The 24,415-nt window shown below is 61.2% G+C and carries 17 protein-coding genes and 5 pseudogenes; 13 read left to right on the top strand and 9 right to left on the bottom strand.

What is annotated here, in order from left to right; all coding sequences use genetic code 11:
- The first annotated feature begins 1 nt into the window (after position 1).
- The gene (locus tag NKH60_RS02545; protein ID WP_352502889.1) at positions 2 to 562 is read left to right on the top strand and encodes a slr1658 superfamily regulator; all 561 of its coding nucleotides are present in this window, start codon (positions 2 to 4) and stop codon (positions 560 to 562) included.
- Positions 563 to 581: 19 nt separating this feature from the next.
- Positions 582 to 920, top strand: a complete 339-nt coding sequence (locus NKH60_RS02540) for a slr1659 superfamily regulator (RefSeq protein WP_352450368.1) — start codon at positions 582 to 584, stop codon at positions 918 to 920.
- 423 nt (positions 921 to 1,343) lie between these two features.
- Here NKH60_RS02540 and NKH60_RS02535 read toward each other — a convergent pair.
- A pseudogene (locus tag NKH60_RS02535) lies at positions 1,344 to 1,815 on the bottom strand (transposase); the annotation flags it as partial.
- Positions 1,816 to 1,850: 35 nt separating this feature from the next.
- Here NKH60_RS02535 and NKH60_RS02530 point away from each other — a divergent pair.
- Positions 1,851 to 2,345, top strand: coding sequence for an SOS response-associated peptidase (locus NKH60_RS02530; RefSeq protein ID WP_352871015.1), 495 nt, complete (start codon positions 1,851 to 1,853; stop codon positions 2,343 to 2,345).
- Positions 2,346 to 2,917: 572 nt separating this feature from the next.
- Here NKH60_RS02530 and NKH60_RS02525 read toward each other — a convergent pair.
- The gene (locus NKH60_RS02525; protein ID WP_352621304.1) at positions 2,918 to 3,442 is read right to left on the bottom strand and encodes a helix-turn-helix transcriptional regulator; all 525 of its coding nucleotides are present in this window, start codon (positions 3,440 to 3,442) and stop codon (positions 2,918 to 2,920) included.
- Positions 3,443 to 4,050: 608 nt separating this feature from the next.
- On the opposite strand from NKH60_RS02525, the gene NKH60_RS02520 reads away from it, so the two are divergent.
- Positions 4,051 to 4,512 (top strand): hypothetical protein, encoded by a 462-nt coding sequence (locus NKH60_RS02520; RefSeq protein WP_352871013.1) that lies wholly within the window; start codon positions 4,051 to 4,053, stop codon positions 4,510 to 4,512.
- Between the two features lie 461 nt (positions 4,513 to 4,973).
- Complete coding sequence (locus tag NKH60_RS02515; protein WP_352871011.1) at positions 4,974 to 5,255, top strand: response regulator; 282 nt, start codon at positions 4,974 to 4,976, stop codon at positions 5,253 to 5,255.
- Between the two features lie 326 nt (positions 5,256 to 5,581).
- Here NKH60_RS02515 and NKH60_RS02510 read toward each other — a convergent pair whose 3' ends face one another.
- Entirely contained in the window at positions 5,582 to 5,917 is a 336-nt protein-coding gene (locus NKH60_RS02510; RefSeq protein ID WP_352871009.1) for a GGDEF domain-containing protein, read from the bottom strand.
- Entirely contained in the window at positions 5,896 to 6,060 is a 165-nt protein-coding gene (locus NKH60_RS02505) for a diguanylate cyclase domain-containing protein (RefSeq protein WP_352871007.1), read from the bottom strand. Before NKH60_RS02505 ends, NKH60_RS02510 begins: the two co-directional genes overlap by 22 nt.
- A gap of 164 nt (positions 6,061 to 6,224) precedes the next feature.
- Here NKH60_RS02505 and NKH60_RS02500 point away from each other — a divergent pair.
- Positions 6,225 to 6,373, top strand: a pseudogene (locus tag NKH60_RS02500) (ABC transporter permease); the annotation flags it as partial.
- 143 nt (positions 6,374 to 6,516) lie between these two features.
- On the opposite strand, the gene NKH60_RS02495 reads toward NKH60_RS02500, so the two are convergent.
- The 5 genes and pseudogenes from NKH60_RS02495 to NKH60_RS02475 form a co-directional block, all read right to left on the bottom strand.
- Positions 6,517 to 6,879: a hypothetical protein gene (locus NKH60_RS02495; protein WP_352871005.1), complete on the bottom strand. Its 363-nt coding sequence runs from the start codon at positions 6,877 to 6,879 to the stop codon at positions 6,517 to 6,519.
- 145 nt (positions 6,880 to 7,024) lie between these two features.
- The gene (locus tag NKH60_RS02490; protein ID WP_352871186.1) at positions 7,025 to 8,140 is read right to left on the bottom strand and encodes an ABC transporter substrate-binding protein; all 1,116 of its coding nucleotides are present in this window, start codon (positions 8,138 to 8,140) and stop codon (positions 7,025 to 7,027) included.
- 108 nt (positions 8,141 to 8,248) lie between these two features.
- Positions 8,249 to 9,151: pseudogene (locus NKH60_RS02485) on the bottom strand (SMP-30/gluconolactonase/LRE family protein); the annotation flags it as partial.
- Positions 9,152 to 9,206: 55 nt separating this feature from the next.
- A pseudogene (locus NKH60_RS02480) lies at positions 9,207 to 10,261 on the bottom strand (ABC transporter permease).
- Positions 10,262 to 10,278: 17 nt separating this feature from the next.
- Positions 10,279 to 11,006 (bottom strand): annotated as a pseudogene (locus NKH60_RS02475) (ATP-binding cassette domain-containing protein); the annotation flags it as partial.
- A 525-nt stretch (positions 11,007 to 11,531) separates the two neighbouring features.
- Here NKH60_RS02475 and NKH60_RS02470 point away from each other — a divergent pair.
- The 7 genes from NKH60_RS02470 to NKH60_RS02440 all read left to right on the top strand — a co-directional run bounded on the left by NKH60_RS02470 (position 11,532) and on the right by NKH60_RS02440 (position 24,358).
- Positions 11,532 to 12,167 (top strand): Lcl C-terminal domain-containing protein, encoded by a 636-nt coding sequence (locus NKH60_RS02470; protein WP_352771857.1) that lies wholly within the window; start codon positions 11,532 to 11,534, stop codon positions 12,165 to 12,167.
- Between the two features lie 374 nt (positions 12,168 to 12,541).
- Entirely contained in the window at positions 12,542 to 13,672 is a 1,131-nt protein-coding gene (locus tag NKH60_RS02465) for a hypothetical protein (protein ID WP_352612585.1), read from the top strand.
- Positions 13,669 to 14,997 (top strand): hypothetical protein, encoded by a 1,329-nt coding sequence (locus NKH60_RS02460; protein ID WP_352612583.1) that lies wholly within the window; start codon positions 13,669 to 13,671, stop codon positions 14,995 to 14,997. Before NKH60_RS02465 ends, NKH60_RS02460 begins: the two co-directional genes overlap by 4 nt.
- Positions 14,994 to 18,842, top strand: coding sequence for a coiled-coil domain-containing protein (locus tag NKH60_RS02455; protein ID WP_352871002.1), 3,849 nt, complete (start codon positions 14,994 to 14,996; stop codon positions 18,840 to 18,842). The genes NKH60_RS02460 and NKH60_RS02455 overlap by 4 nt, the downstream gene beginning before the upstream one ends.
- Positions 18,839 to 20,179, top strand: coding sequence for a hypothetical protein (locus NKH60_RS02450; RefSeq protein ID WP_352502901.1), 1,341 nt, complete (start codon positions 18,839 to 18,841; stop codon positions 20,177 to 20,179). The genes NKH60_RS02455 and NKH60_RS02450 overlap by 4 nt, the downstream gene beginning before the upstream one ends.
- On the top strand, positions 20,176 to 22,221 hold the full coding sequence (locus tag NKH60_RS02445; protein ID WP_352612577.1) for a hypothetical protein: 2,046 nt from the start codon (positions 20,176 to 20,178) through the stop codon (positions 22,219 to 22,221). The genes NKH60_RS02450 and NKH60_RS02445 overlap by 4 nt, the downstream gene beginning before the upstream one ends.
- Positions 22,222 to 22,240: 19 nt before the next feature.
- Positions 22,241 to 24,358: an RICIN domain-containing protein gene (locus NKH60_RS02440; RefSeq protein ID WP_352871000.1), complete on the top strand. Its 2,118-nt coding sequence runs from the start codon at positions 22,241 to 22,243 to the stop codon at positions 24,356 to 24,358.
- Positions 24,359 to 24,415 lie beyond the last annotated feature (57 nt).

Genomic DNA, 24,415 nt, shown 5'->3' with positions numbered 1-24,415 from the left:
CATGACAACGCTGTTCGGTACCCCTGACATTGCAACCGGGATGAAGGAGAGCGCCAGTCGCGTGCGGCTGTTCGACGGACCTCTCGACTTGAGTTGGCGTCATTGTGCCACGACCGCGGACTTCATCGCCGATCTTTTCGCGTTGCGCTTCCGGTCGTCCCGCAATGACTACATAGAAGTGCGGCACAGTATCGGATATCTGGTCAACGAACTCATCGAAAATGCGGTCAAGTTTCGCGCACCAGGTGAGATCTTGATCGAGGCGTCGATGGATTCGGCGTGCTTCAAGCTCAAAGTGTCGAATGACGTGGATGGTGAAGGTGCCTCTAAATTCCAAAGTCTCCTGGCGGATCTCACGGTCGGCGATCCCATGGACCTGCTGATACAGCGAATTGAAAAGAATGCCGCCAATCCCGACGTGGCAGGCTCCGGACTTGGATTGCTGACATTGATGAGCGACTACGGCGCACGCCTGGCTTGGATATTCAGCGCCGCCGACGAAAGCGATCGGCTTTGCGTGGAGACATATGCCTCTATTCCGATCTCGCAAATTCACAACTAGAAGAAACGAAGCCCCGGCTATGGAAATCAAGACAGACGACTACCGTGTGTGGACTGAAGGAAGCGAAATTTTCTTCGACGGTGCAATGCGGCTTGCCAGTTCCGAGGCCGGTGCGCCTATCTCGGCGTTGGCGACCAGTGTTCTTGCCTGTAATCCCGCTTCCATTACGCTCAATCTTAAGGATCTTCACTTTCTAAACTCTTCCGGCATCAACCTGCTCGCGAAATTTACCATCGAGGTGCGCAAGCATCCCGATGTTCGACTGGTCGTGCGTGGAACGCCAGACATACCCTGGCAATCGAAATCATTGCCGAATCTGAAGAAGCTGCATCCCGCTGTGGTGCTTTTGATGGACTGACGAAGGTCGTCCGAATTAGCCAAAGGACGGCGTGCAAGAGCGAGATATGTACGCCCGGATAAGTATTCGGATGCGAAGCTAACGACAATTTGGGCACTTGCGCAGATGCTCGCAATGGCTTGGCGGGGGCTGGCACAGGCGGCAGGCGTCCGGGTTGGGGGGATGTCGGGCCGCCTGTGCCGATCAGCCGTCGCTGCGCAGTCAGAAGTGTGGCGTCGTGGAGTCGCGGTCCACTACCATGAGATAGATCGTGTCGCTCGACGGCGCCGGCGACTTCGGCAGTGGCACGCGCTTGCCGGGATCAAGCAACTTCGCGAGCTTCCTCGCAGCCCTTGTCGAGCAGCCCCGCGACCGGCTCACGCATGTAGGCTGGAATCCGCGATGTGCGTGTCCCGTACGCCGAATGCAAGCCGCGCGGCTTCGAACGCGAGATGCAGCCGCTCCGAAGTTCGGTAGCAAGCCGCGGGGATCGTTCTCAACGGCAATGACCTTTTCCTGCAAGAGCTTGCGGGCGGTCAGCAGCGCCCGGCGCTTCTGGCTCGTGAGGGTCTTCACATGCACCGGGGGAAACAGGTTGACCCGCATCATCTGCGCATCTGCGAATGCCGCGGGCATCATTGCGGTCGGTTGTTCACCTGCGCCTTAAGGAATGCCTTGGTGTGGCGGGTCTCCATGCAGATCACCGGCAGGCCGGCCCTGGCCGGCCTTCGAACAACCACTGCGACAAGGGCCCGGCTTCAAGCCCAACCGGCTCAACCCACCAGCTGGGCTCCTTGAGCACCCGTGCCAGATCCTCCGGATGGCTCGCCACCTTTATCTCGCGGCAAATCTGGCCTGTTTCCTCGATAATGCAAATGGCGGTCACTGACACATCCAATCCCGCATAATGATTCATGCTGCGCTTCTCCCTTCTGATGCTTGTGGCTGCCCATGCAGACCACGTTTTTATCATCAGCTCGAAGCGCAGCACCTTCGATCAACGCCAAGACCGAGACCGTAAAGACCGACGGCATGTTCAAAGCCGCCTATCAGTCACGCCGCGCGCTGATGCCGATCAACGGCTTCTTTCAATCGAAGGACATCTTCGGCGCGGGCAAGAACAAACAGCCCTGTGCCATCGCGATGAAGTCGGGCGAGCCGTTCGCCTTGGCGGCGCTCTGGGAGGATTGGCGCGCCCCCGCTACCGGCGACAACATCCGCACCTTCAAGCTGCTGACCTGTGAGCCGAATCCGCTCATGGCGACGATCCACAACCGTATGCCAGTGATTCTGGCGCCCGAAGACTACATGACCTGGCTGACGACCCTGACCCGGAACATTCTCATGAAGCCGTTTCCAGAAGAGCTGATGAGCACGTGGAAGATAATTTTCTCTCGTTGTTACGTTGTGAGCATGCTTCTGAATCCGGTTCTTTGGCCATTATGAGGGGCACAGACAGGCAGGCAAAAGCATAATCACACCATGACAACCGGCGGTTCAATCTGAGGAGAGAGAAAATAGAAAACGACATATCGCCCTTTCCACCCAATTCCATGCCATCCACCCGAAAGCGGACGGATAGTCAAGGTCGTCGGCACCGACGGCACCAGCGCATTCTCGCCGAAACTTGTGCTCGTCACAGATGTCGACGGGACGCAGGTCGAGGCTTTGGACTACGTCAAGAACAAGCGGCCGGGGCATAATACGGCAACCACGAGGCCGGTGACATCTAAGGATTGTGCGTGCGGTAGAAGGCGCAAATTACAAACGCGATGCCGATGAGGCGCATCAAATCAGGGGAATATGAATGGGCTACGAAGTAGGCGACCCTAAGCACAGCAGTAGCTATCAACCACGTGCCTGTGTGCTTGTCCGTAGACGCATTGCGGCTTTGGTGCCTGCGAGTGAATCTCTTTTTCGAGATTGATACTCCTCTGCCCGCCCCGCGCCATCGCCCAGCGGAAGATCAAAGCGTTTCGGGATTGGCTGTCTGCTGAGATGGATCCAAACGACGGCCCTTATGGCAAAACTGAAATGCGCCCAAGAAGAGCCACCAGTTCCGCCTGACGTTTCGTTTCGGTCTTGGCGAACAGCGAGGCAAGCTGGGAGCGGATCGTGGTGCGGCTGAGGCGCCAACTGCGGGCGATCTCCAGCGGCGCATCGCCTTGAGCCAAGCGCAACGCCAAGTGCGTTTCCGCGCTCGTCAAGCCAAACATCTTTTGCAGTGTCTGAGGATTTGGCCCCGACCTGTTCTCGCGGTCCAGTAACGCCACAATGCTCGTTCCGTCAGGAGCGATAAACCCGTTCTCGTTCAATATCACCGGCCTATCGCCGTTGCTGCGGATTACCACCCACGATAGTGAGCCCGGCAGGAAATGGGCCGGAACATTCGCGATCAGCCGCCTCAAGGCCACCGAAAGACCGCTGGCCGTATCGGCCACTTCTCCCTGGCGCTCCAGCGTGGTTTGAGCGGCTGCGTTCCATTCGACCACTTTCCTCTCGCGGTTCAGCACGAGATAGCCGCAGCCGATGCGATCAAGCATGCCGGTTATAGATTCCAGGCTGCGTGCTCTTGGCTCCCCGACCCCTGCGCCCGATGCACGATCTGGAGGAAAAACATAAGAGGGCCGCGTCGTATGCGCCTCATGGTTATACTTTGTCGTTGTCGCAATGTATCGCCTACCCGAAACAGCATCACCGTGTCTATCCATCAGAGTCATTTTCTACCCCTACCCAAAGTTTCACCAGCCACAATAAAGTTATTCGTGGTCCACAGAAAATCTTCAAGTGACAGTATCACTCCGAAATAATATTACTCTAAATCCGATGATTACACTGTTAGTACCCAAGGATCTGCAGGCAAATCGGCCATAGATCATCAACTGGTTGTAATCTTCCCGTTTGTGTTCCGGCACATGAAAGTCACGCCGAAATTCCGCCGCCTCCGTCGGGGTCCATGTGCAACCGAGTTTACTGGCGCTGACCCTTAAACTCGCCAGTGAGCATCCGATCTTGGTCGCAATATCATTCAACGGTTCGTTATTAAGGTATCCTAAGAATTACCTTGCGACGGACTCGCTTTTGAGCTTTGCGTTCATTTCGGTGGCTCCTCAACTACCCGTTCACAACACGCGATTCTATACGAATCAAATTGAAGATGTCGTTAGCTTCACATCCAGAAACCTATCTCGGAGTGCATTTTTTTAAGATTTCTTCATGCCGCCAAGCTGCCGATAATATTCCTGCTCACCTGTTCCACCACCACACAGCCCTCCCACGAAAGGGTAAGATTAATAACGAGCGAGATGGCGAGAAAGAAAGGTGGCATTGGGGTGGTCGCCCGCCTGCTTCGGATTTATTCTTTACCCGCGCCGCGCATCGCATCATGGGACTACCCGGCCTGGCAGCCGGAATTCAAACCTGGGGAATTCTCAACATGAATACCGAAACCGGCGCCCTGCGTGCCGACAATGACAACACTCGTTTCCGCGGCGGCATGCGTGCGGTGCACTGGCCGGCCAAAGAAGATCCAGCCGCAGCGCTTGCCGTGCTGCAAGAGATCCCGCGACACCACCGGCCAAACGCGTACAGAAGGCGCGCAGGGTTATCTTAACCCGCGAGACGCCAATCCCGACGACGCCGAGAGGCATGGCGTGCCAGGCGACGAGGTGACGTCTGAATCTATGGTGGAGCCGGCACAGGATGGGCTCGACGAAGTGTGGCCGGAGATTCTGCATCAGATATGGCCGTCAGAGCGTGACATATGCCGGGCGTTGGGCTGGATTGAATGGCCGCGCACGGGACGGAGCGAGCCGCTAGGCCGGTGATGTGCTGTGCTTGCGGAATGTTGTCGCCTCCTGAAGGGCGTAGCATGAGACCGGACTTTGATGGCCATGGGCCGAAATTGCTGGCATGCACTTCTACACAAAACCCGGCGCTCGCAAGAAGGCCGAAGGCGCGATCGCAGGCGCGGTCTTGACGCCGGGGCGGACTACTACGACGAAACACTGCTCCACGCGGTCGTCGACCTAGCAGGCCAAGCGGCAGAATGAGGCGCAGCTTGGGGACCCATCAATGAGGATCGCTATCGTCAACGATATGCCCCTTGCGGTCGAGCTTCTGCGGCTACTGGTTACATCAACCCCAGGGCATCAGGTCGCCTGGATCGCGGTAAAAGGGCGCGAGGCCGTAGTGGCCTGTCAACGAGACCTCCCGGATTTCGTTCTCATGGATTTGGTGATGCCTGAAATGGACGGCGTCGAGGCTACCCTCAGGATCATGGCGGAGCGCCGGCGTCACTGCGACCACGGCAAGTGGCCGGCGTCATTGGGGGCAGTTGGGGTAGATGCCAAGTAGACGCCGGCCCAGCGGGTTGGGGTCCGCCACCGGGAATAATAGTGGGCCTGGAGATTCAGGTAATTCCGTGATCACGGAAGACGAGCCTTTGCGGTCCCTTCGTTTCACTCTTCGTTTACCGAGCGCACGCGGCAGGAAAGCGTTCTGTCCAATCACTCCCGCAGCACGATGCAAAAAGACCTTGGCCATTCTCATTCGGGTTGCCTGTGAGACATATGAGGTGGCTCAACCGGTCAGACATCAGAAAAGGTCGCGAGGAGAGGCGGCCACCTCCATAAGCTGCTCGTCAGCGCCATCCATATGCGCCCCTGTCAGGACGCTCTAAGTTATTCTTGATACACGACGCGGTCTCGTCCTTCCGACTTGGCCCGGAACAGCGCCAGGTCGGCTGCGTTGATGAGATCATGGGGCGTATGGCTCTCATTGGGTACCGTGGTTGCCACACCAACGCTTATGGTCACCCGCTCAGACCCGTGCGGAATGCTTAACTCTCGCACGCTCTGGACGAGCCGTTCCGCGACGGTGCCCGTTAGGACCAACGAGGCATCGACCATCACAACAACGAACTCCTCGCCTCCATATCGCGCAGCAAGATCCGTGGAGCGATTGCAACTGCTCTGGATCACATGGGCGACCTGCTTCAGCACCTCATCCCCCGCCATGTAGCCATCGTGTCATTATAGCGCCTGAAGTCATCTGCATCGATCATCAAAAGCGACAACTGACTCTGCGTGCGGATCGCGCGCTTCCATTCCGCCGCGAGATGCTCATCGAGTAGCGCCGGTTTCCGAGACCCGTATGGCATCGATCCGTGTGAGGCGCTCGAGCTCCAGGTTTGCCCGCATTGACTGCCGCTGGCTTTCTCGGAGCGCGCGATACGCCTTCTCTCTGAGCGTGGTCCAGATAGGCGCGAGTGTGATAACGGACACGAGCATCCTGCCGTTCTGGTCGATCGGGCTGGTGCGCATCATCGCCATTCCGTGGCTGATCACCGGCACGGCGATGTTGATCTTCTTCTTCGCATCGGCATTGGGCGGGGCCTGTCCGCCATGCTGCTCGGCCACGTCGCCCTTGCGCTGCCCTATGTCATCGTCGTGGTGTCGGCTCGACTGCAAACCTGACCATCGCAATTTTTTGGTGGTCTTGCGGCCCGGAGCAACCGATCCCGGCAATGATGATGGACAACGACATGGTTGGCATCGCCAAGGTCTTGCCGATTGACAGTGACATTTCACTCAGAAGCGGTGCGCCGGGCTTGCGGCTAGTGCGCCGTTTGCTGCTGTTTTGAGATTTGGCCAGGTGCGTATTCATTGGCCTCGAAGACATGATGATGAACACGTCCCGTGAACATCTTGAGCAGCTCGCCGGTAACGTCCCGGCTCTGAGACCGGACGTCGGACTGAAGTGCCCGGTTGCAGCTGTCCATGGCCGAATACCGGATGGCGAGCGCCATGGCGTAGATCGGGGCGCCCTCGTCCCGCACCGCACCGTCCAAGACTCGCACTTCCTCGGCTCCGGGAAACTGCGTCCACAGCGGCACCAGCTTCTCCTTGACGAACCGCCGAAACTCGCTCTCGCGTCCGGCTTGGATTTCACCCTCGAAGAGGGCGTAACGAATGATCATGACGAGGGTTTCCTAACTTTCTACCTGGGATCACCTGCCGCCCGATGGCGGCAGTTGGCGGGTCAAGCAATTTTCTGAAGTTGCGATCACGACGTGAGTCTGGCTTTGCGGGCGCATCGCGTGAGGCGCCCGCCTTGCCGAATTCCTATTTGCCCCAGATCTTCTTGTACTCGTCCCGGTAACCGTTGCCGGGGTCAAATGCATTGTTGGGGCCGCCGTCGAACTCGACATTGTCCGCCGTCACGACGTGCAGCGGCGACAGGTAGCCCGACCACTTTTCACCGGCAATGGCGCGGTTGAGTTCGTCGACCAGTTGCCAGCCCTGCAGGTTGAGCGGTTCGGCGACCGTTACCTTCTGGAACTGGCCGGCACGGATGCGCTGATAGGCGGATTCGGAGCCATCGCCGGCAGCGACATTGATCGGCGCGTCGGTGCCAGCCTTGCCGGCCGCGGCAAGCGACGGTCCCATGAAGTCGAAATAAAGGTCATTGATCGCCAGGGAGTGCGTCCACGCATCGCCGTATTTCTGCAGCAGCGAAGTTGTGAGCTGCGGCATGCGCTGCGAGGTCTCGGCGATCGGCGTGTCGACGTATTCGAGCACCTTTCCACCGAGCCGCTCGATCTCCGCCTTCATCTTGTCGGCCTTGGCAATGGCGATGGCGTAGGTTGAGTCAGTGAAGACGATAACGCCCGGCTTGCCTTTGGCGTCGGCATAGGCCCAGTCGGCCGCAGCGGTAGAGACTTGCATCGCATCGGTCGAGACATTGGCGAAGACGCCGCTCTTTTCGTCAGGCCCGATAACCGGTCCCGCATGCCATGAAACCAGCGGGATACCCGCGGACTTCGCCTGCTCCAATGCCGGCGCCTGCTCGATGGCATCGAACCCATCGATGACGATGCCATTTGGCTTCAGCGCTATCGCCTGGCCGAAAGCGGCGGTGCGCCCGCCAATCGATCCGGCGCCGTCGATTACCTTGACCTCCCAGCCGATCGCATTGGCTGCTTCCTCGACGCCATTGGCGACGCCGAGAATGCCGCCATTCTTGAGGTCCCCGGCGAGCACGACGATAGTCTTGCCTTGCTGGGCCTTCGGACCAGTGGTGGGGCCGTCCCAAGCGGTGACCTTCTGGGCATACTTTTGAACGACCGCCATGGCGTCGGCCATCTCGTCCGCGCGCGCTTGGTTTGAGAACAGAGACGGAGCAGCGGTCGCGATCATAATCAAGGCGATGGATGCTCTTAGGAATGTTCTGCGTTGCATGTTCGGTACCTCCCTTGGGGTTTGAAAATGTCCGGCCTTCCCGAGAAGGCCTGAGCGGTCGGCGCGGCGCGGTTTCAGGCAGCGATTTCCCGCTGCCGGACCTGAGCCAGCAGGCTGGGTGTTCACGTAGACAGCGTAGAGAGATGTTTGAGCGGTGATGTAGAGCCGGTTCCGGTTCGGACCGCCGAAACAGACGTTGGAGACAAGTTCCGGAACCAGGATTCGGCCTGTCAAGCTCCCGTCCGGCGAATAGACGCGGACCGAGTCCGCGCTCGAGGCCCAGATATTGCCGCCGCAATCGACACGGAAACCGTCGAAGACACCCGCGTCGCATTCGGCGAAAGCACCGCGCGCCCGAGCGGAGAGACCGTCTTGCGCAATATCATAGGCCTTGATGGCCCGCGGCAGGCCGGGCACATGGCTTGCGCCGGTCTCCGAGACGTAGAGGGTCTTTTCGTCCGGGGAGAAAGCGAGACCGTTAGGCTGGACCAGGTCGGTGATGACGGCACTCACGTCGCCGGAGGTCTCGTCGAACCGGTAAACATGAGATCCGCCGATCTCCGCCTTGGCAATGGTGCCTTCATAATGGCCCTCAATGCCGTAGACCGGATCGGTGAACCAGATCGTCCCGTCGGATTTGACAACAACATCGTTCGGTGAATTGAGCCGTTTGCCGTCGACGATTTCGACAAGGGTCTTCCATCCTCCGTCATGCTCGAGCCTAGAGATGCGCCGGCCGCGATGCTCGCAGGCGACGATGCGCCCTTCGCGGTCGAGGGTATGGCCGTTCTGGTTGTTGCAGCGCGTGTCGAAGACGCTGACGGAGCCGTCGGTCTCGTCGTATCGCAGTACCCGATCGTTGGGAATGTCAGACCACAGCAGGTGCTTGGCGGCCGGAACATAGACCGGACCTTCGGCCCAGCGGCTGCCGGACCAAAGCTGCTCCAGCTTGGCATGCGAAATCGTCAGCTTCCGGAATCGGTCGTCCAAAATCTCGTAGTCGCCAAGCATTGTTTGCTGCAACCGGCAATCCATCGTCATTGTCCCTGAACTGGTTCCGTGCCGGTCACTTCGCAGATTGCGTGACATTCTTGATCCTTGCTGTGTGCGCCACGCCGCGCTTTCGTTGCGCGTAGCCGGCGATGCCGATCGCAACGAGCAGTGTGACGCCGTTGAACAGGGGCTCGACGAAGAACGAGCCGCCGAACTGCTGGATGCCTGAAATGCCGACCGCCAGGATGATGACGCCCGTCATCGTGCCCCAGACGTTGACTCGTCCAGGCTTGATCGTTGTCGAGCCAAGAAACGCGCCCACGAGTGCCGGCAAAAGATACTCCAGCCCGACGCTGGCTTGGCCGATGCGCAGTTTCGAGGCGAGCAACACGCCCGTCAGCGCCGTCAGGAAGCCCGATGAGATCAAGGCTCCAATGACGAAGCGGCGCACCGGAATGCCGTTGAGGGCGGCCGCTTTCGGATTGGCGCCGATGGCATAGATGTAGCGGCCAATTGGCAGATATTCGAGGACGATCCAGAGCGCGACGGCGATGCCCAGCACATAGAGGCCAGTGATCGGCAGCCCGAAAACCATCGTGCCGTTGAGCGCATAAAACCCGTTGGGCAACACACCAACCACTTGCCTGCCGCCAGTGTGCCATAGGGCCAGCGCATAGAGCACGGTGCCGGTGCCCAACGTGGCGATGAAAGAGTCGATGCGGGCTACCTCGACCAGCAGGCCGTTGAGAAAGCCGGTTGCCGCCCCAAGAAGCAGCACGATCATCACCGCTAGGGCCATGGCAGGCCGAACATGGTCTGCAGGCTGATGGCAAGAATGTGCCACAGCACGATCCCATAGCCGACCGTCAAGTCGATGCGCCCGGACGCCATCGGGATCATCGCCGCCAGCGACAACAACGCGATGATCGCCTTATCGGAGATGATCGAGCGCACATTGAGCAGCGTTGGAAAAGTGTTCGGCAGCAGGATCGAAAACAGCAGGATCAACAACAGGGTCAGGATAACCAGCCCGTAGACCGGCAGCAGCCGGATGACCTTCTGCGTCAACGGCAATCCCGCCATTTCGCCACGGGTCGGCTCGAGTGCGCTGGATTCGATAGATTGCATGGCTTTGCTCCGGAGGGTCAGGCGGCTTCGGAAGCCGATGCCGCAGTGATCACGGCGGAAGTGGTCAGGTCTTTGCTGGTAAGTTCGCGAACGATCTGTCCTCGAAACACCAAAGCGCGGTGGCAGATGTGGGCGATCTCCTCGAAATCGGTCGAGACCACGACCACGGCCAGGCCGGCTTCGAGCGCGCGTCCGATCAGCCGGTAGATTTCGGCCTTGGCGCCGACGTCGACGCCGGCTGTAGGATCCTCGGCGATCAGCAAAGTGCGGCCGGTGTGCAGCCACCTGCCGACGACCACTTTCTGCTGGTTGCCCCCGGACAATGCCTCGATTGGCAGGCTCGGATCGTTGGGGCGCAGCCCGACTGAACCGCCGATCGCTTGTGCGAGGGCAGCCTCCTTGTGCGGCGCCAGAAAGGAGAAAAGGCCGCGCTTGCCAGCGCCCGGGTTGAGGAAGCTGTTTTCCCGGATCGACAAGGAGGCCGCGATCGATTCTTCGGTCCTGTCACGTGCTATCAGGCCGACGCCGGAGGCCGTCGCCGCGATCGGGCTCGACAGGTCGGGGTGAACGCCGCTTATCGTCACGGAGCCCGAAATGGCTGACAACCGAACAGTGCCCGGCCGACCAGTTCCTGCCCGGCGCCGCGCAGCCCGACCAGGCCGAGCAGCTCACCCTTGCGCACGTCGAAGGAGAACGGACCGGCGCCGGCACAAATCAGGTCGCGGACGGCGCAAATCGTCTCGCCGGCCTCGGTCGACGCCTTGGTAAAAGCACCTGGTCTGTGATCGGTTGGGGCGTGGCCACCATTGTCGTTCAACTATGCCAACCCTACCCCTGTGGACTTGAGACACGCGCCCTCTGCGTTGGAAGGCCATTTCCCTCTACCGCATCGCTGACTGGCCCTGCTTGATCTCACCCCTCATGCCGCGCTTCCTCGATCGGTATGGTCGCTCGCGTCATCGAGCTTTGTTGAATCTCGCCATCGTTAGCATGTTGCGCGGATGTGACCTTGTGAAGACCGACATCGAAAGCTCGGTCCTCGGTCCGAAGATACGGACGCGTGCGGTTGAGCTTGTTCTCTGGCTCGACGGCGCAGAAACGACCGAGGATTACTTCCAGACCAGAATTGATCGTTCGGCGCATATGAGCACAAGCCAATACTCCCGGTTGCTCGATGAAAGGTTAAAGCGATCGGTGTTCGGCTCGAGGATTACTGCACGCATTCGCTTGGTGGACCAATGCTTCGATCATTTACAAGGCAACCCGGCAAGTGCAGGAACTTTCAATTATTCGCCGGTTCAAGTACGCTTCCGATTGCCATGTCGAACGCGCGGCCAAGGAGGAGGAAGGCATGCATCGGATCGCCACTCTTGCGACTTTCAGCATAGGGCTTGCCTTTTTTGCAACCATATCAGCGTCACAATCCCAAGCTGCACCTTGCGGTATCGTGCACAAGCAAGCCCGCCAGCCGCTGAGTGATCAAAATTTCTGGTTGCTCGCTGAACATGACGGCAAAGCTTTCGTCGACCAACGCACTTGCCTTGTTGCCCGGCTAGACAGGCTTGATCAACCCGCAACGCTGAGCGATGCGATGGGGTACTGCGCCACGCTCGGGCAAGGCGGGCCGCACGGCGACATGGGCTGGGAGCTTCCGACGATGGCGGAACTGACGAGCCTCGATTCGGCAGACTGGCCAAGTCAGCGCGAGGCGTTCGCGCAATACAAGCTGCCGCCGCTCGCACGTAGCGAAACCGAATACTGGACCCGCACTGAATGGCCGGGCCTGGCAGGGTCCTTTGCGGTCGTTGCCTTCAGTGCCCCCACCACTCTGGTGCGTCCGCTTGAAGCGTCCAAGAAGGCAGGCGTATGGTGCGTTTTTGGGGCGCCCGCCACAGGCTTGGACTAGCTGCCTGGCAGCCCGCGCAGATTGGTTGAGGTTAGGGCCCAAGGCCAGATCGTGACCTCCCGCATTCGAACCGTGGGCGCCGAACGATGCTTGGACGGGGCCAAGAGAGCGGAAAAGACAACTCTTTACGATGCGTTAACTGCATCAACACTTAGGCACGCATTTCCGTAACGGAATGCAAAAAGCCACGTGTATCGACAGACAAACCGTTCTATCTTACTTTAGCAGTGCATTTTAAAGCGAAGCTGAATTTGAATTGGCCACGCCTTCGGCGGCCAATTTCCGCTGTAGCGAACAAATACCAAAAGTAGCCTGCTAGCATATTGCCAGTAAAGAGCAATGAGGCCGCCGTTTCGACGGTGGGGGAGGCTTTTGTGCATTTTCCTTTGGTCGTTATGTTGAAGAGGTACATCTTCAATCGAGCGATCATCGTCGCGGCGTTTCTTGTGCACGGCGAAGGAATTGACCCCGCTGCAGCCCAGCAAATCTGCGGCCCCGCGCTATCGCAGTGCGACCTGCAGACCGACCCCGCATGCCTTGAACGCACCTATGCGTGCGGTGAATACGATACCGTTGTCCAGTCGCTCTTCGTCGAGCGGTTCGAACCGACGCCCGACCAGAAATACTTCGTCGGCGCCTCATTCTACGGCCGCCACATTCGCGAACGTGCCGCCGGCGTGCAGTGCGAGATGGTGAAGTTCGCGCGCGAATACCTGACCGACTATCTGTCCGGCGTCGAGACCGAGTTCACCACCAGCGGCTCCTTCGGCACGGTGCGACAGATGGATCAAATCTATCATGCCGCGCAGATGCTGACCGACCTCGGCAGCGTAACCGGTTGCCCGGAATCGGCACTCACACGCGCCGCCGTCGAGGACATCGCCCGCAGTGAGGCCGTACGCTATGCGCGCTCGGTGTTCCTGCAGCCGCCGCCGGAAGCCCGTTCCTCGTTCGAAACGCTGCAAGGCGCGCTGAGTGGCTTCGTCAGTCGGGCGTCAGACCTCGAAACGGGCATCGCGCTGCGCCGCGTCGAGATTAAGTCGGCCGACACGCACTTGAAGGCGATCCGCGCCATTTTCGCGGAGATCTTCGGACCGGTGAGCGGTGCGGGCGCGACGCTGGTCGCCAACACCTCAATCCTCGACGGGTTGGCAGCGAAGACGACGCAGATGCTGCGCTCCGTCGAAGTTTCGGAGGAAGAGTTCAAGCGGGCGCTCGGCAACGTAACGCCTGAGCAATACGCCAATCTTAATCGCAAGACCGTCGCTAGCGCTGAGGACTTTCTCAAAGTCTCCGCCTTCCACATCAATATGATCGGGGTGCTGCTCCCGACCGATCCGGCAAAGCCCTTCTGGCGACTGGATGCCGAGGTTCATGCCGACAACGCGGCACAGGGCGCATTCAATGATCTCACCAAGATTAAGGCGGACTGGAAGGCGCACGGCGCTGCGACCGGCATCTGCGCCCAGGCAGGCGCAGCCGACAGGGTGTGGTACTGCCGATGACAAGCTTCCGAGACATCGCGTTATTCGTCATCGTCAGTTGCGTGTTGGCCAGCGAAGCCGGCGGCGCATCGATTCTGGAGCGCGCTTACACATCGGAAAAACTTGACGGCTTCTGGAACGCCACGCTCTCGAACGCGACGCCCGAAACGACCCGGTTCAGCTTGCTCGCCCCCGGCCCCGTTGCCGTCGAACCGAGTCACGAGGCGACGCAGCCCGATTTCGGCCTGCCCTTCGCCGGCGAGGTGATCGGCGAGGCATCTGCCCCCTCGGGCGGCAGCCGCAGCGTCGGCTTTCCGGTCATCCCGCTTTCGGCTGACGACGCCTCGGTGCTGATGCGCCGGCTCGCCTGGGCGGAGATCTATCTCAGCCGCTACCGCTTCTTCGCCCCGGTCTCGACCGATAACGCTGAAGAACTCGCCGCCCTCCTCGGGCGACAATACGCAGCCGCGATCGAGGCTTACCTGATCACCGGGCGGCTTTACTTTTCCGGAGCCGACTTGCAGGAGAAATGCCGGCATCTGACGCGTATGAACGAGATCGATGCTGGACCTTTGTCGGGCGCAAGCGCGGATGCGCTGCCTGCTGCCTGGCGCCCGCTATTCCCGATCGTTGGGGCGGTGCGTGCACGGCTCGGCTCGGACGCGCTGGCAAAGCTGGTCTGTTCGGCCAAGCCAGTGCGTGGGCGGGCCGAGACGACCGGCCTCATCGAGACGCGGGTGCGCGAACAGATCGTCAAGGCGGTCAGGACGAAGGTCGACGACACGCTCAACCTGATGAACGCCGCTTCGACCCAATATCAGTCGCTGGTCAACGAGATGGACGTGACGATCAAGTCGGCCGAGGTGATGGAGTTGGAGCGAGTACTCGGCAACGCTCAGGCCAACATGGTGCTTGTCAAGGAGGACCAGCTGAAAGCAGCCGAGACGATCGCCACGCTGCAGGCCGTCGATCTCTCCAGCCTCAACCAGCCGGATTCGCTGAAGGAGTTCGAGGACGGTAAGGCAAGGATGTTACAGATCGTCGGACAAATCGAAGGGGTGATGACGGCTCTGTCCGGCCTCGCGCATGTCGTCGACGATCCGACGATCACGTCAGAGCTTTCTTCCTGCGCAGGACTGGCCGGCGCGTATTCGACGCTCGACCTCACGCTGGACACCGGCGCGCTGACTGCGAAGATCAATGGGCCCTACGAAGACTGCATCAATCATGCCCGGGCGGTGGTCGGGCGGTTCCAGAATCCTTCGCTTTCCAAGGCGCAGATGGCCGAACTTGCCCGGCACGTGCGCCAGATTTCCGAGGTTCTTCTGACGACGGGGCAGCCATGAGACGGTTTTTCCTGCTTTGCGGACTGGTTGCCGGCGTCGTCTTCGGCGCTGCGGGAATGGCGCGCGCGCAGGACTGCATGGCGCTCGACGTCGACGCGGCGGCCGGCCATGCCGGCGAGCTGACGACCCTGCTGAAGATCGCTAATTTCCGCGCCGACGTAAAATATATGGGTGAAGTCGCCACCGAACTCGAACAGTTCCTGACGACCTGCGGCGACGAGGCGACCGGACGGCTGGCGATCGTGTGCGATTTCGACTGCCATCTGCAACTCGGGCGCTACCGCCTGTTCCTCGCGGCCGACATGCCCTTCCTGTCGTCGGCGAGCGGTGTCAGCCGAAACGATACGCCGGTTTCGCCGCAGGCGGCGCAGGAATTCGGCCGGCAAGGCATCGAGATCGTCGACAGGGGTCTTCGCATTCTGGCGCGGCAACAAGGCAACGACCAGGGAGCCGCGGCGGGAGCGGATGCGAGTTACCGCAGCTTCGTGCGGCAGTTGACGGCGCTGTCCTCGCTGAAGATCCAGTTGCTTATGAACACCGGCGACGTCTGGTACCAGACCCTCTCGGAGGCGCGCGTCAAGGCGCTCGACTTCCTGGTCTACGATACGTTGGGCGCTGTCGGAGGCGCCGGCCTCGACAGCCAACCCAACCTCTCCAAGGCCTACACCAATTACGAGGCCGCAATGTGGGTGCTGGTCGAGACGCAGATGGATATTCCGGGCGAGTCCACCTACGACGACTTGCGCGCCGACCTGCTGCTGCAGCACAGCGACCTCGATGCCCGCATGGACAGCGTGCACAAGGGTTTCCTGTTCCTCAACATCGACCCCATGCAGTTCACCACGATCCCGTTCGAAGAACTGCAGCAGGCCCTGGCCGAAAGCGAACAGCGACTGACCGAGGTCGAGCGCAATGTCGAGGCGCTGGTTGAGCGGTGGTACGCGAACAAGGAAGGCCAAGCGACCCGCGCGATCGATGAGGAGCGGACGATCCGCAGCCAGGAAGTCAACCTGATCGCCCACAAAATCGGCAAGCTGGAGCACGAGGCGCAGACCTTCGCCACCACCGTCCAGCAAGAGATCAACGCGGTCGACGCCGAGAAGGACACGTTCGGCTATCGCCAGCAGATCAGGTCGCTGGAGATCGAGCTCGGCACCAAGATCGCCGAGTTCGAGAACCAGCGCCGTCAGATCAATGACAGGCAGGAACTCGATCTCATCGTCCTCTCCAAGGAGGCCGAAGTCGAGCGGCGCAACGAACTGCGCTGGCTGCTGAATTGGGAAATGACTCAGATGAACCTCGATCTGCAGATTTCCTCGCTCGAGAGCCAGATCACCGAATATGCCCGCCAGACCGAGCGCAACGCCAACCAGCTCGAACAGGCGGTTCGCCAGCGGCAGATCCTCCAAACCCAGATCACCAACAACCAGGGTGCGATCGCCCGCGCCAACGACACAATCACCGAACTGCAACTGCGCCAGACCGATCTCTATCAGCGCCGCCGGGCCGTCGACCGCGAACAGCTTTGCGGCATCGAGAACCAGCTCGCCCTGATCGGAGAGGCGCCGGCCCATCCATTCACCCCGCTGCTTGCGGGCGAACAGCCGTGCCAGACAGTGACGCCGGCCTTCACGCGCAACCAGTATGTCGCCCAGATGTGCGGCCCTGATGGACAGTCGGGCCTCAGGGCTCAGCTCTTGGCCACACAGACCCAGGCCAGGGCTTTCCTGATGAAGTGCGTCATCGGTGACGCCGATTTCGCCGACGTCGAGCCGCTGATGTCCGACCAGCAGATGATCACGTCGAACGTCTCGCTGCCGCAGGAACTGGCGAACGTCAGTTGCGGCTCGTTCACACAGACGGAAACCGACTTCGCCAAGAAGCTCTATGAAGCCGAGCGTGACGCCTATGCCAAGAAAAAGGCGGACCTTGAGGAAGCCCGCGACCAGGTCGACGGCCAGTTGACCGAAGTGATCGCCTGGTTCGCTGCGTTCAACGGCACGACGCAGGCCGCGCAGATCACGCTCACCGCCATCCAGGCCGCCTACGCGATCTCCGCGGCGATACCCGAGGTCAACGTCTGCGCCTGCGGGCTCGCCAGCGGCGCGGCGACCAAGATCGACACCTCCAAGGTCGTCAAGGCGTCGCTCGAAGCGGCACAGTCGATCTTGTCGACGATCATCGCGACCGGGCGGGTGACGCAGGAGAACATCAACCAGATCAACGGCCTGCAGCAGAGGATCACGCAGCTGCGCCAAGCGAATGAGGAACTCGACCTGGACAAGGCGCTCAAGGCCCGGGCGCTGATCGACACGCATTTCCAACTCGCCGGCCGGCTGGCGCAAGGGGCCGAAGAGATCAAGGAGCTGACACTGCAGGGCTCGATGGCGGCGGTCGACTGCCAGAGCCAGGATCTCGGCATCGACGAACAGGTGGCGCGGCTCACGTCCGACCATGAACGAATACTTGCCGGACTCGATCTTCAGGCGCGCGAAAACGACATGCTCAGTTTCCAGATCACCGACCAGCAGCGCACGATCGACCGGCTGACCAATGAGATCGCGATCCTCAATCTCGAACTCGACAAGCTGTCCTTGTCGGAAGCTCAGCTCAACGAGGACAATGCACGTGTTGCCGAACTGGTCGCGGCAACCAACGGCCGCATCGAGCGCGTTCGCGCTGCGCAGACGACCGTTACCGGCCTCGCCGAGAAATCAAATGCCTCGACCAACCTGATCAACGAACTACGCGACAGGCAGAGGGACAAGATGCTGGCACTGAACGATGCCGAACTCGCCTTCGTCGAGCAGCGCATCACGCAGTCGCGCGGCAACACCGAGGAACTCGTCGCGGGCCTGAACCAGGCCAAGGATCTCGGTCTCAAGAGCCGCGCGCTCCAGGACAGCATCCTGAAGTTCCAGGGCAATATTCAGGCGGAGGTGACAAAGCAGCAAGAAGACATGACCAAGCTCGTTACCCAAATCGACGATCCGGCGACGGGCAAGAATCTGTTCATCGCGACCCAGGACACCGTAGCCGACCTGATGAAGGGCATTCCCGAATATCTGGTGACCAAGCGGCGCGTGCTTGAGACCGCCAACCGGCTGATGCACCTGATGCGCCGCCGCTTTGAAGTGGTGCAGGCCTTCACCGGCGAGGCCGCGACTGTGCCCGAGGTCTATGTGCGCAACGCAACCCAGCTGCAGGCAATGATCGACGACATTGTCGCCAAGCGCTTTTTCGACGAGCGGCAGATCAATATCGATGTCGCCCAGATCGTAGTGCCCGCCAATTCCGGTTTCGCCCGCAAGCTGGCGCTCGACGAGAATGTCGAGTTCGAGGTTTCGCCCTTCGCATCGACCGACGGGCTGATGAAAGCGAACGGCTATTTCGCGCTATGGGCGCCCAACAAATTCCGCGAGCGCAAGAATCTGACACTGATCGATGTCTTCGTCGGCACCGACTACCAGTGCACTGGCGCGCAGTGGAACCGCTTCGCCTTGCAACACCGCGGCAGCGGCTTCGTGTTCAAGCCGCTGACCAAGGGGTCGAACGAGGTCCGCGCCGACATTTCGGTCGGGCCGGAGCGGGTCGCCTTGCAGACCTTTTTCAACCAAGCCGACAGCGGCGACGAGATCAGCCGGATCATCCGCTATTGGGTTCAGGATCGCTACCAGGCGCGCAAGTTCCCCCGCGCACCCGGACCGTCGAACGACACCAGCCTGATCCTGCCCTATCTCGGCGCGCCGCTGATCGGCTCATACCGGCTGTCGCTGCAGCCGAGCGACTGCCCCTTCGACGGCGCTGTGTTCACCCTCTATTTCATCTTCGCGAGCGCGCCATGAGAGCGATCATCGCCACAGCGGCGCTCGGCATGGCGCTTGGCGCGACGGGAGCGGCCGCGCGCGACCTCTTCGTCGACAATCTTGCCGGCTATAGGATCGAATCGCGTGTTCTCGACGCTCCAAACTGCGAGGGGCCGGCCATTCCGGACGGCACGCTGAAAACCTTCGAGCAAGGCCTCTGCGTCTTCCACCGCCCGGCCCGCAGTCCCGAAGACAGCCAACGCGCCGCCAATCTAATGCGGGAGGCGCAGACACGCGGACTGCCGCCCGTCCACCAGCAGCTTGCCGGGCTGATTTCAGGTCTGGCGACCTGCGCCGAGGCGACGCGTCACCTCGACGCCTACCGCGCTTCGGGGAACCAGAGCCGGATGGAGCAGACGCTGTTCTGCCGCGACCGGCGGCACAGCCAGGCTGACTTGAATGCAATCGAATGGAACCATGCGCTGTTCGAGTATGCCGACGGGCTCGCTTCGAACCGGACGCTCGATCAGAGACTGGCGGAGATGAGCGCCTGCCAGGCCGGGCCATTGAGCGCCGATTTCGACGCCCAGTGCGGCCTGATCTCCAATCTGTCTGACACCGAGATCAATGCCTTCGCCGACGGAGCGGCCGGCAAGGTGATCGAAAACTACTTCGCCAGCGTCGAGAGCCCGATTACGGCGATGTTTTCCCGCAAGCTGAAGCGTGCCGAGGGTCTGGTGCAGAGTTCGCGCGCCGGCATCGACGGTATCAAGGCGGGCGCCGACGCGGTGAACAAGGAATACGCTGCGCTAAACCAGGTTTACGAGGCGGCGCGCGACACCAAGATGGGGCCGATCTACAACGCCTACCGCGAAGCGATCCTGAGGGCGACCTCGATCCTCGACGAGTTCGACCGCTGGAAAGGCGGCCTGTTCATAACCTCGGAAAACATCAACCTGATGCCGAAGATCACCGAACGGTCGGGCGAGATCGCGGGCGAGAAAACTCGCGTCGAAGGCCTAGCATTCGCAGCCAAGGCGAGCGGCCTGATCACCGACATCAAGCGCATCATCAATGCCGACGCCGAGAACCGCGCCGCAGTCGCCGCGCTTTGCCGCATCTACTTCTGCGAACTGACCAACCGCCGGGCAATGGCCGACGTCATCCGCACCTGCCGTCGGCCGGCGCTCGCCAACAATCCGCTGTGCATCGGCCAGAACGGGCAGATGAGCAATGGAACTCTCAAGGTCGATTTCCAGGGGCCGCACTCGATCTCGGTCAAGGAGCTGTGCCAGTCGGCCGGCCTCGATCCGTTGATGACCGAAGTCAATATGGAGCCCACCCGTGCGGCAAGCTGCCTGAGCGAACTGAGATGAGACAGGCGGCCGCATTGCTCACCCTGTTTCTCGCCAGCACTTCGGTGGCCCCCGCCGAGCCGCAGCTTGACGCTTTCGTCACCGATCAGAACAAGGACGTCTATGTCGCGCTTTTCGACGGCAAGGCGGTGGAGCTTGCCGGCTGCGCCAGCGCCGGCCAGGCGAAGCGGCTGCTGCACCTGCCTGACACCGCTATCGTCTCGGAGGCAACGTTCGCCAAGCTTCAGACCGAAAACGGCTTCGGCGCGCAGCCGCGCTTGCCATGCCCCGGCACGGCCTTCGATATCGACTGGCCGGCGACGACCGCCATCTGGGCCGATGTCGAGGCATCGGGCAACTACTATCTCCCCGCCGTCTCGGGCAGCGGTTATTTCGCCGTCCCCGCCGCCTGCGCGGAGATCAAGGCAGCGCTCGCTATCCGCGAGCGGTTGCAACTCCCTGGCGTACTGCAGGGCTTCGTCGCGCCGCCCGATGTCGGGACACCCTTCGTGTTCGATTGCGGGCGCGCCGATCTTGGCGGCACATCGAATGTAGCGGTGGCGAGTGCGGCGCGCTGGAGTCTGCACCGGTTTGAAACCTTCCTCAGCGCCGAAAGCATTGGCGACACGATCTATGTCGTGCGCTACGCGCCGCCGGGCGAAGGTGCGCAGCCCTCCTACCTGCCGATTGTGCGCCTTGACGGCAAGGCGACGCGCGACATCATTGCCGATGCAGCCGGAGCGGAAGCGGCGGAGAAGAAGCTGCGATCATTCTTCGGCATCGCTGAGGCCGAGGCCGTAACCCTGCTCGGCGCCGACGCGGTGGCGGCGCTTCGTTCGGCGCCCTTCGTCGACCTGTGTCTGTCGAATTGCGATGGCTATCAGCGCGAGCACTCGACCTTCGCGCAGCCGGGTATCGACCTCGGCCTGACGCCGCTGTCAGCCGGCCTGTCCATCACCTCGCTTGACTCCCTCGGCAATGCGCGGCTGGATTGGATCTTCGCGGAGGGGCGAAGCCTGTCATTTACGGGTTGCCCGCGTCTGACGTTGGCGCTCGGCCTCTCCGCCCCCGGCATTGGCGACTGGATGGGCGAGACGGATCGCGCGCTGACAGCCGCTCCGGCGCCGGGTACCGGGTTCGACTGTCGGGGTTCGGCCGGCGATACGTGCCTTCGCCGCATCAATGATGGCGGCACGCTGACGCTGGCGCAATTCTCTGCCGAGGGCGATTGCGCCGGGCGGGCGAATCTCAGGCTCGAACTGCCCGCATCGGTCCAGATGCCGCAGACGCTAATCCTGAAGGGATTGCCGTTCAAGACCGTGCACATGGCGCCGGCCCCCGGCGTTGCCCGCACGCGGCTCGTCGGCACCGCCAACCGAGTGCCTGCCGGCACGTCGTCATGCATCCTGTCAGCCACAGGCGTGATCATCGTCGCCGATGGATTGCCGCGGCTCGAACTCGAGCGGATCGATCTGGCGCGGGCAGCCGCTCAAACGACCGACGAGGTCGTCGCCGTGATCGCGCAGAATGGCGCGGTCGCGCTCGACGATGTGACTATCGGCACCGTGGCGGACGGACTGTCGCCGATCGCGCGGGGCGCGTCGCTGTGCCTGGCGGACCTTTATGCGCGCGGGCTCAGGGTCGAAGCAGACATGCTGGCGATCCAAGGCGTTCGGGCACGGCTGCTGATCTCGGCCCAAGCGCCTGCCCGCTCCAGCATTGTGCGCGCACGCTTCGGCGCGGTGCTCACCTCCGACAGCCTGATGCGGATGGCCTTCACGGACATCGCCGCCGCCAATCCGCTAGTTCTGCGCGGCGCGGTCGTGGCGGGTCGCTCGGACGGGCTCGCGCCCATGGCCGCTGGCCTTACGGTCGGCTCCGCCATCCAGCTCGAGCGCGGTTCGTCGGCGAATTTCACCACCTCGACGGTGTCCGGCTTCCGCTGCGCGGTCAGTTTCGCCGACAGCGCCTCCAGCGCCAGTTTCCTGCTGCCGGGCAACGACATTGCACACGACAATACCAGCCGGGCCTGCGGGCCAGGCCGCTTCAGCCTGGTCGAATAGAGCGGAAAGGAGAAACCAGATGACCCGCATAGCCCGATCGCTGCTCCTGCTGGCGCTGCTTGCGGTGATCGGCGCCGGTCGGGCCCGAGCCGAGGAACCGAAGCTCGTTCTGTTGGAGGACCCGACGCTGAACGCCACTCGCTTGCACTATCCCCTGCTCATCTCCGAAGAACGCGGCTACCGCATTCGCTGTAGTGTTCAGGCGGACGAGGAAGCAGTGATCCGCGGACTGGGCTTAGTAACTTTCCCGTCGCAAATGCTGAGCGCCGTCGACAATGCGGTCATCGCGGCCGACCCAGCCGCCAATCCGCTGTTGTGCCCATCCGACGAGCACTACCCGATCAAGGTCTTTGCGCATGATAGCGGCAGCGGGCTCGTCTACTACCTGCAGTTCCCGACCGATTTCGGGTCAACGTCCTTTTCCGACCAACTCTACATTCCCGGCTGCGCGCCGTTGGTCGAAGGGTTAAAGCTCAACCTCAATCAGGCGATCGAGGCCGACCCCACCCCTTTCTTTGCCGGAAAGGTCCATACCATCGCATGCCTGGCGGGCCCGCCGCTTGTCGGACGGCCGACGACCTTTGCCAGTTGGTGCATCAAGAACGACCTTGATCCTGCCCAGCAGACGACGGTCGAGGAGCTGCTCGAGCTGACACCCGGCGGTGCCTCCGCGTTGGGCAATCCGGCGGCGTGCGCAAGCGCGCAGGACTTTCTCGCGTCGAGCACGACGCTCGACCTTGCCGGGCGACGGCTGACAAATCTCGAGCCGCTGGCGACACTTACCCATCTGACGCGCCTGACCTTGTCCGGCAATGAAATAGCCGACACGCGCGATCTGGAAAAGCTGACCAAGCTTACCTTTCTCGATCTGTCGCGAAACAGGATCAGCAACATCAACGTGACTGGCGTGATGAAGGATTTGGCCGACGCCGACCTCAGTTCCAACCAGATCGCCGACCTGCGGCCGCTCGCCTCGGCGCGGGCGCTGACGCGACTGGTTCTGGCCAGCAACAAGATCGACGACGTGTCGCCGTTGCGGTTTCTGCAAGAGCTCACGGCGCTCGACCTGTCGAAAAACCGCGTCACGGATGCGCGCGCCTTGATGGGCCTTACCGAACTCACCTCTCTTAACCTGCGCGCGAACCGTCTGGCCACGGTGCAGTCCGTCAGCGCCATCCTGCCATTCAAGCCTTCGCTGGACGGCAATCCGGTCTGCATCAGTCGACCGGAGCAATCGACCGCGGCCACCGGGAAAATTTTCGAAGCCTGCATCACGGCGATCAAGGAGGGAGACGTGGTGCTGGCAAACATGCAGACCGGCAAATGCCTGGCAGTTTCCGAGGGGCGCCTCGACAACAACGCGCCGGCCGTACAGTTCAACTGCGACGGCGACCAGTGGCGCCGCTGGAAGCTGGTCGAGACGAACGACGGTTTTCAGTTACAGAACGTGCGGACCGGAAAATGCCTGACGATTGCCGGCGGTGTCAGCACCGACAACAACATCCCGGCCCTTCAATTCGACTGCGACCGAGATCCGTCGCGGCGCTGGAAGCTGACCGCAACCGGCGACGGCTTCCAGGCTGAAAACATGCAGACGAGCAAATGCCTGACCATTGCCGGCGGGGTGAGCACCGATGACAACGTCCCTGCCCTCCAATTCAATTGCGACCGCGATCCGTCGCGGTTCTGGAGCATCCGGGCGGCCGACCCGGAAGTGTTGCTGGTGAACCGGCAAACCGAAAGGTGCCTTTCGGTCGCGGAAGGACGAACCGACAACAATGCACCGACGGTGCAATTCGACTGCGACGGCAGTCAATGGCAGCGCTGGAGGCTGGTCGAGACGGGCGATGGCTTCCAGGTGGCCAACGTCCGGACAAGCAAGTGCCTGACGATTGCCGGCGGACTCAGTACCGAAGACAACATCCCGGCCTTGCAGTTCAACTGTGACAGCGATCCTTCGCGTCGTTGGAACCTTGTCGAGACGCGCGACGGAGTTCAGGCGGAAAACGTCCAGACAGGCAAGTGCCTGATCATTGCCGGCGGGGTTAGCAACTTGAACAACATCCCGGCCCTTCAGTTCACTTGCGATCGCGAGCCGTCGAGCTTTTGGACCATCAAGACCGCGGACGAGATGTAGCGCTGCCATTGGTTCGGGCTGATTGAGCCGCATCGATCAGCCTGAGCCTCGAAAGGA

Source organism: Mesorhizobium sp. M1006 (genome assembly GCF_040318825.1).
Classification (GTDB): Bacteria; Pseudomonadota; Alphaproteobacteria; order Rhizobiales; family Rhizobiaceae; genus Mesorhizobium.
The sequence above is the reverse complement of the archived record's forward strand: the minus strand, read 5'-3'. Positions and strand labels throughout refer to the sequence as shown.

Excerpts from the sequence above, each read along its gene's own strand:
- NKH60_RS02545 (WP_352502889.1), top strand. The coding sequence starts at position 2 with ATGACAACGCTGTTCGGTACCCCTGACATTGCAACCGGGATGAAGGAG.
- NKH60_RS02540 (WP_352450368.1), top strand. The coding sequence starts at position 582 with ATGGAAATCAAGACAGACGACTACCGTGTGTGGACTGAAGGAAGCGAA.
- NKH60_RS02530 (WP_352871015.1), top strand. The coding sequence starts at position 1,851 with ATGCAGACCACGTTTTTATCATCAGCTCGAAGCGCAGCACCTTCGATC.
- NKH60_RS02525 (WP_352621304.1), bottom strand. The coding sequence starts at position 3,442 with ATGCTTGATCGCATCGGCTGCGGCTATCTCGTGCTGAACCGCGAGAGG.
- NKH60_RS02515 (WP_352871011.1), top strand. The coding sequence starts at position 4,974 with ATGAGGATCGCTATCGTCAACGATATGCCCCTTGCGGTCGAGCTTCTG.
- NKH60_RS02510 (WP_352871009.1), bottom strand. The coding sequence starts at position 5,917 with ATGGCGGGGGATGAGGTGCTGAAGCAGGTCGCCCATGTGATCCAGAGC.
- NKH60_RS02505 (WP_352871007.1), bottom strand. The coding sequence starts at position 6,060 with ATGCCATACGGGTCTCGGAAACCGGCGCTACTCGATGAGCATCTCGCG.
- NKH60_RS02495 (WP_352871005.1), bottom strand. The coding sequence starts at position 6,879 with ATGATCATTCGTTACGCCCTCTTCGAGGGTGAAATCCAAGCCGGACGC.
- NKH60_RS02490 (WP_352871186.1), bottom strand. The coding sequence starts at position 8,140 with ATGCAACGCAGAACATTCCTAAGAGCATCCATCGCCTTGATTATGATC.
- NKH60_RS02460 (WP_352612583.1), top strand. The coding sequence starts at position 13,669 with ATGACAAGCTTCCGAGACATCGCGTTATTCGTCATCGTCAGTTGCGTG.
- NKH60_RS02455 (WP_352871002.1), top strand. The coding sequence starts at position 14,994 with ATGAGACGGTTTTTCCTGCTTTGCGGACTGGTTGCCGGCGTCGTCTTC.
- NKH60_RS02450 (WP_352502901.1), top strand. The coding sequence starts at position 18,839 with ATGAGAGCGATCATCGCCACAGCGGCGCTCGGCATGGCGCTTGGCGCG.
- NKH60_RS02445 (WP_352612577.1), top strand. The coding sequence starts at position 20,176 with ATGAGACAGGCGGCCGCATTGCTCACCCTGTTTCTCGCCAGCACTTCG.
- NKH60_RS02440 (WP_352871000.1), top strand. The coding sequence starts at position 22,241 with ATGACCCGCATAGCCCGATCGCTGCTCCTGCTGGCGCTGCTTGCGGTG.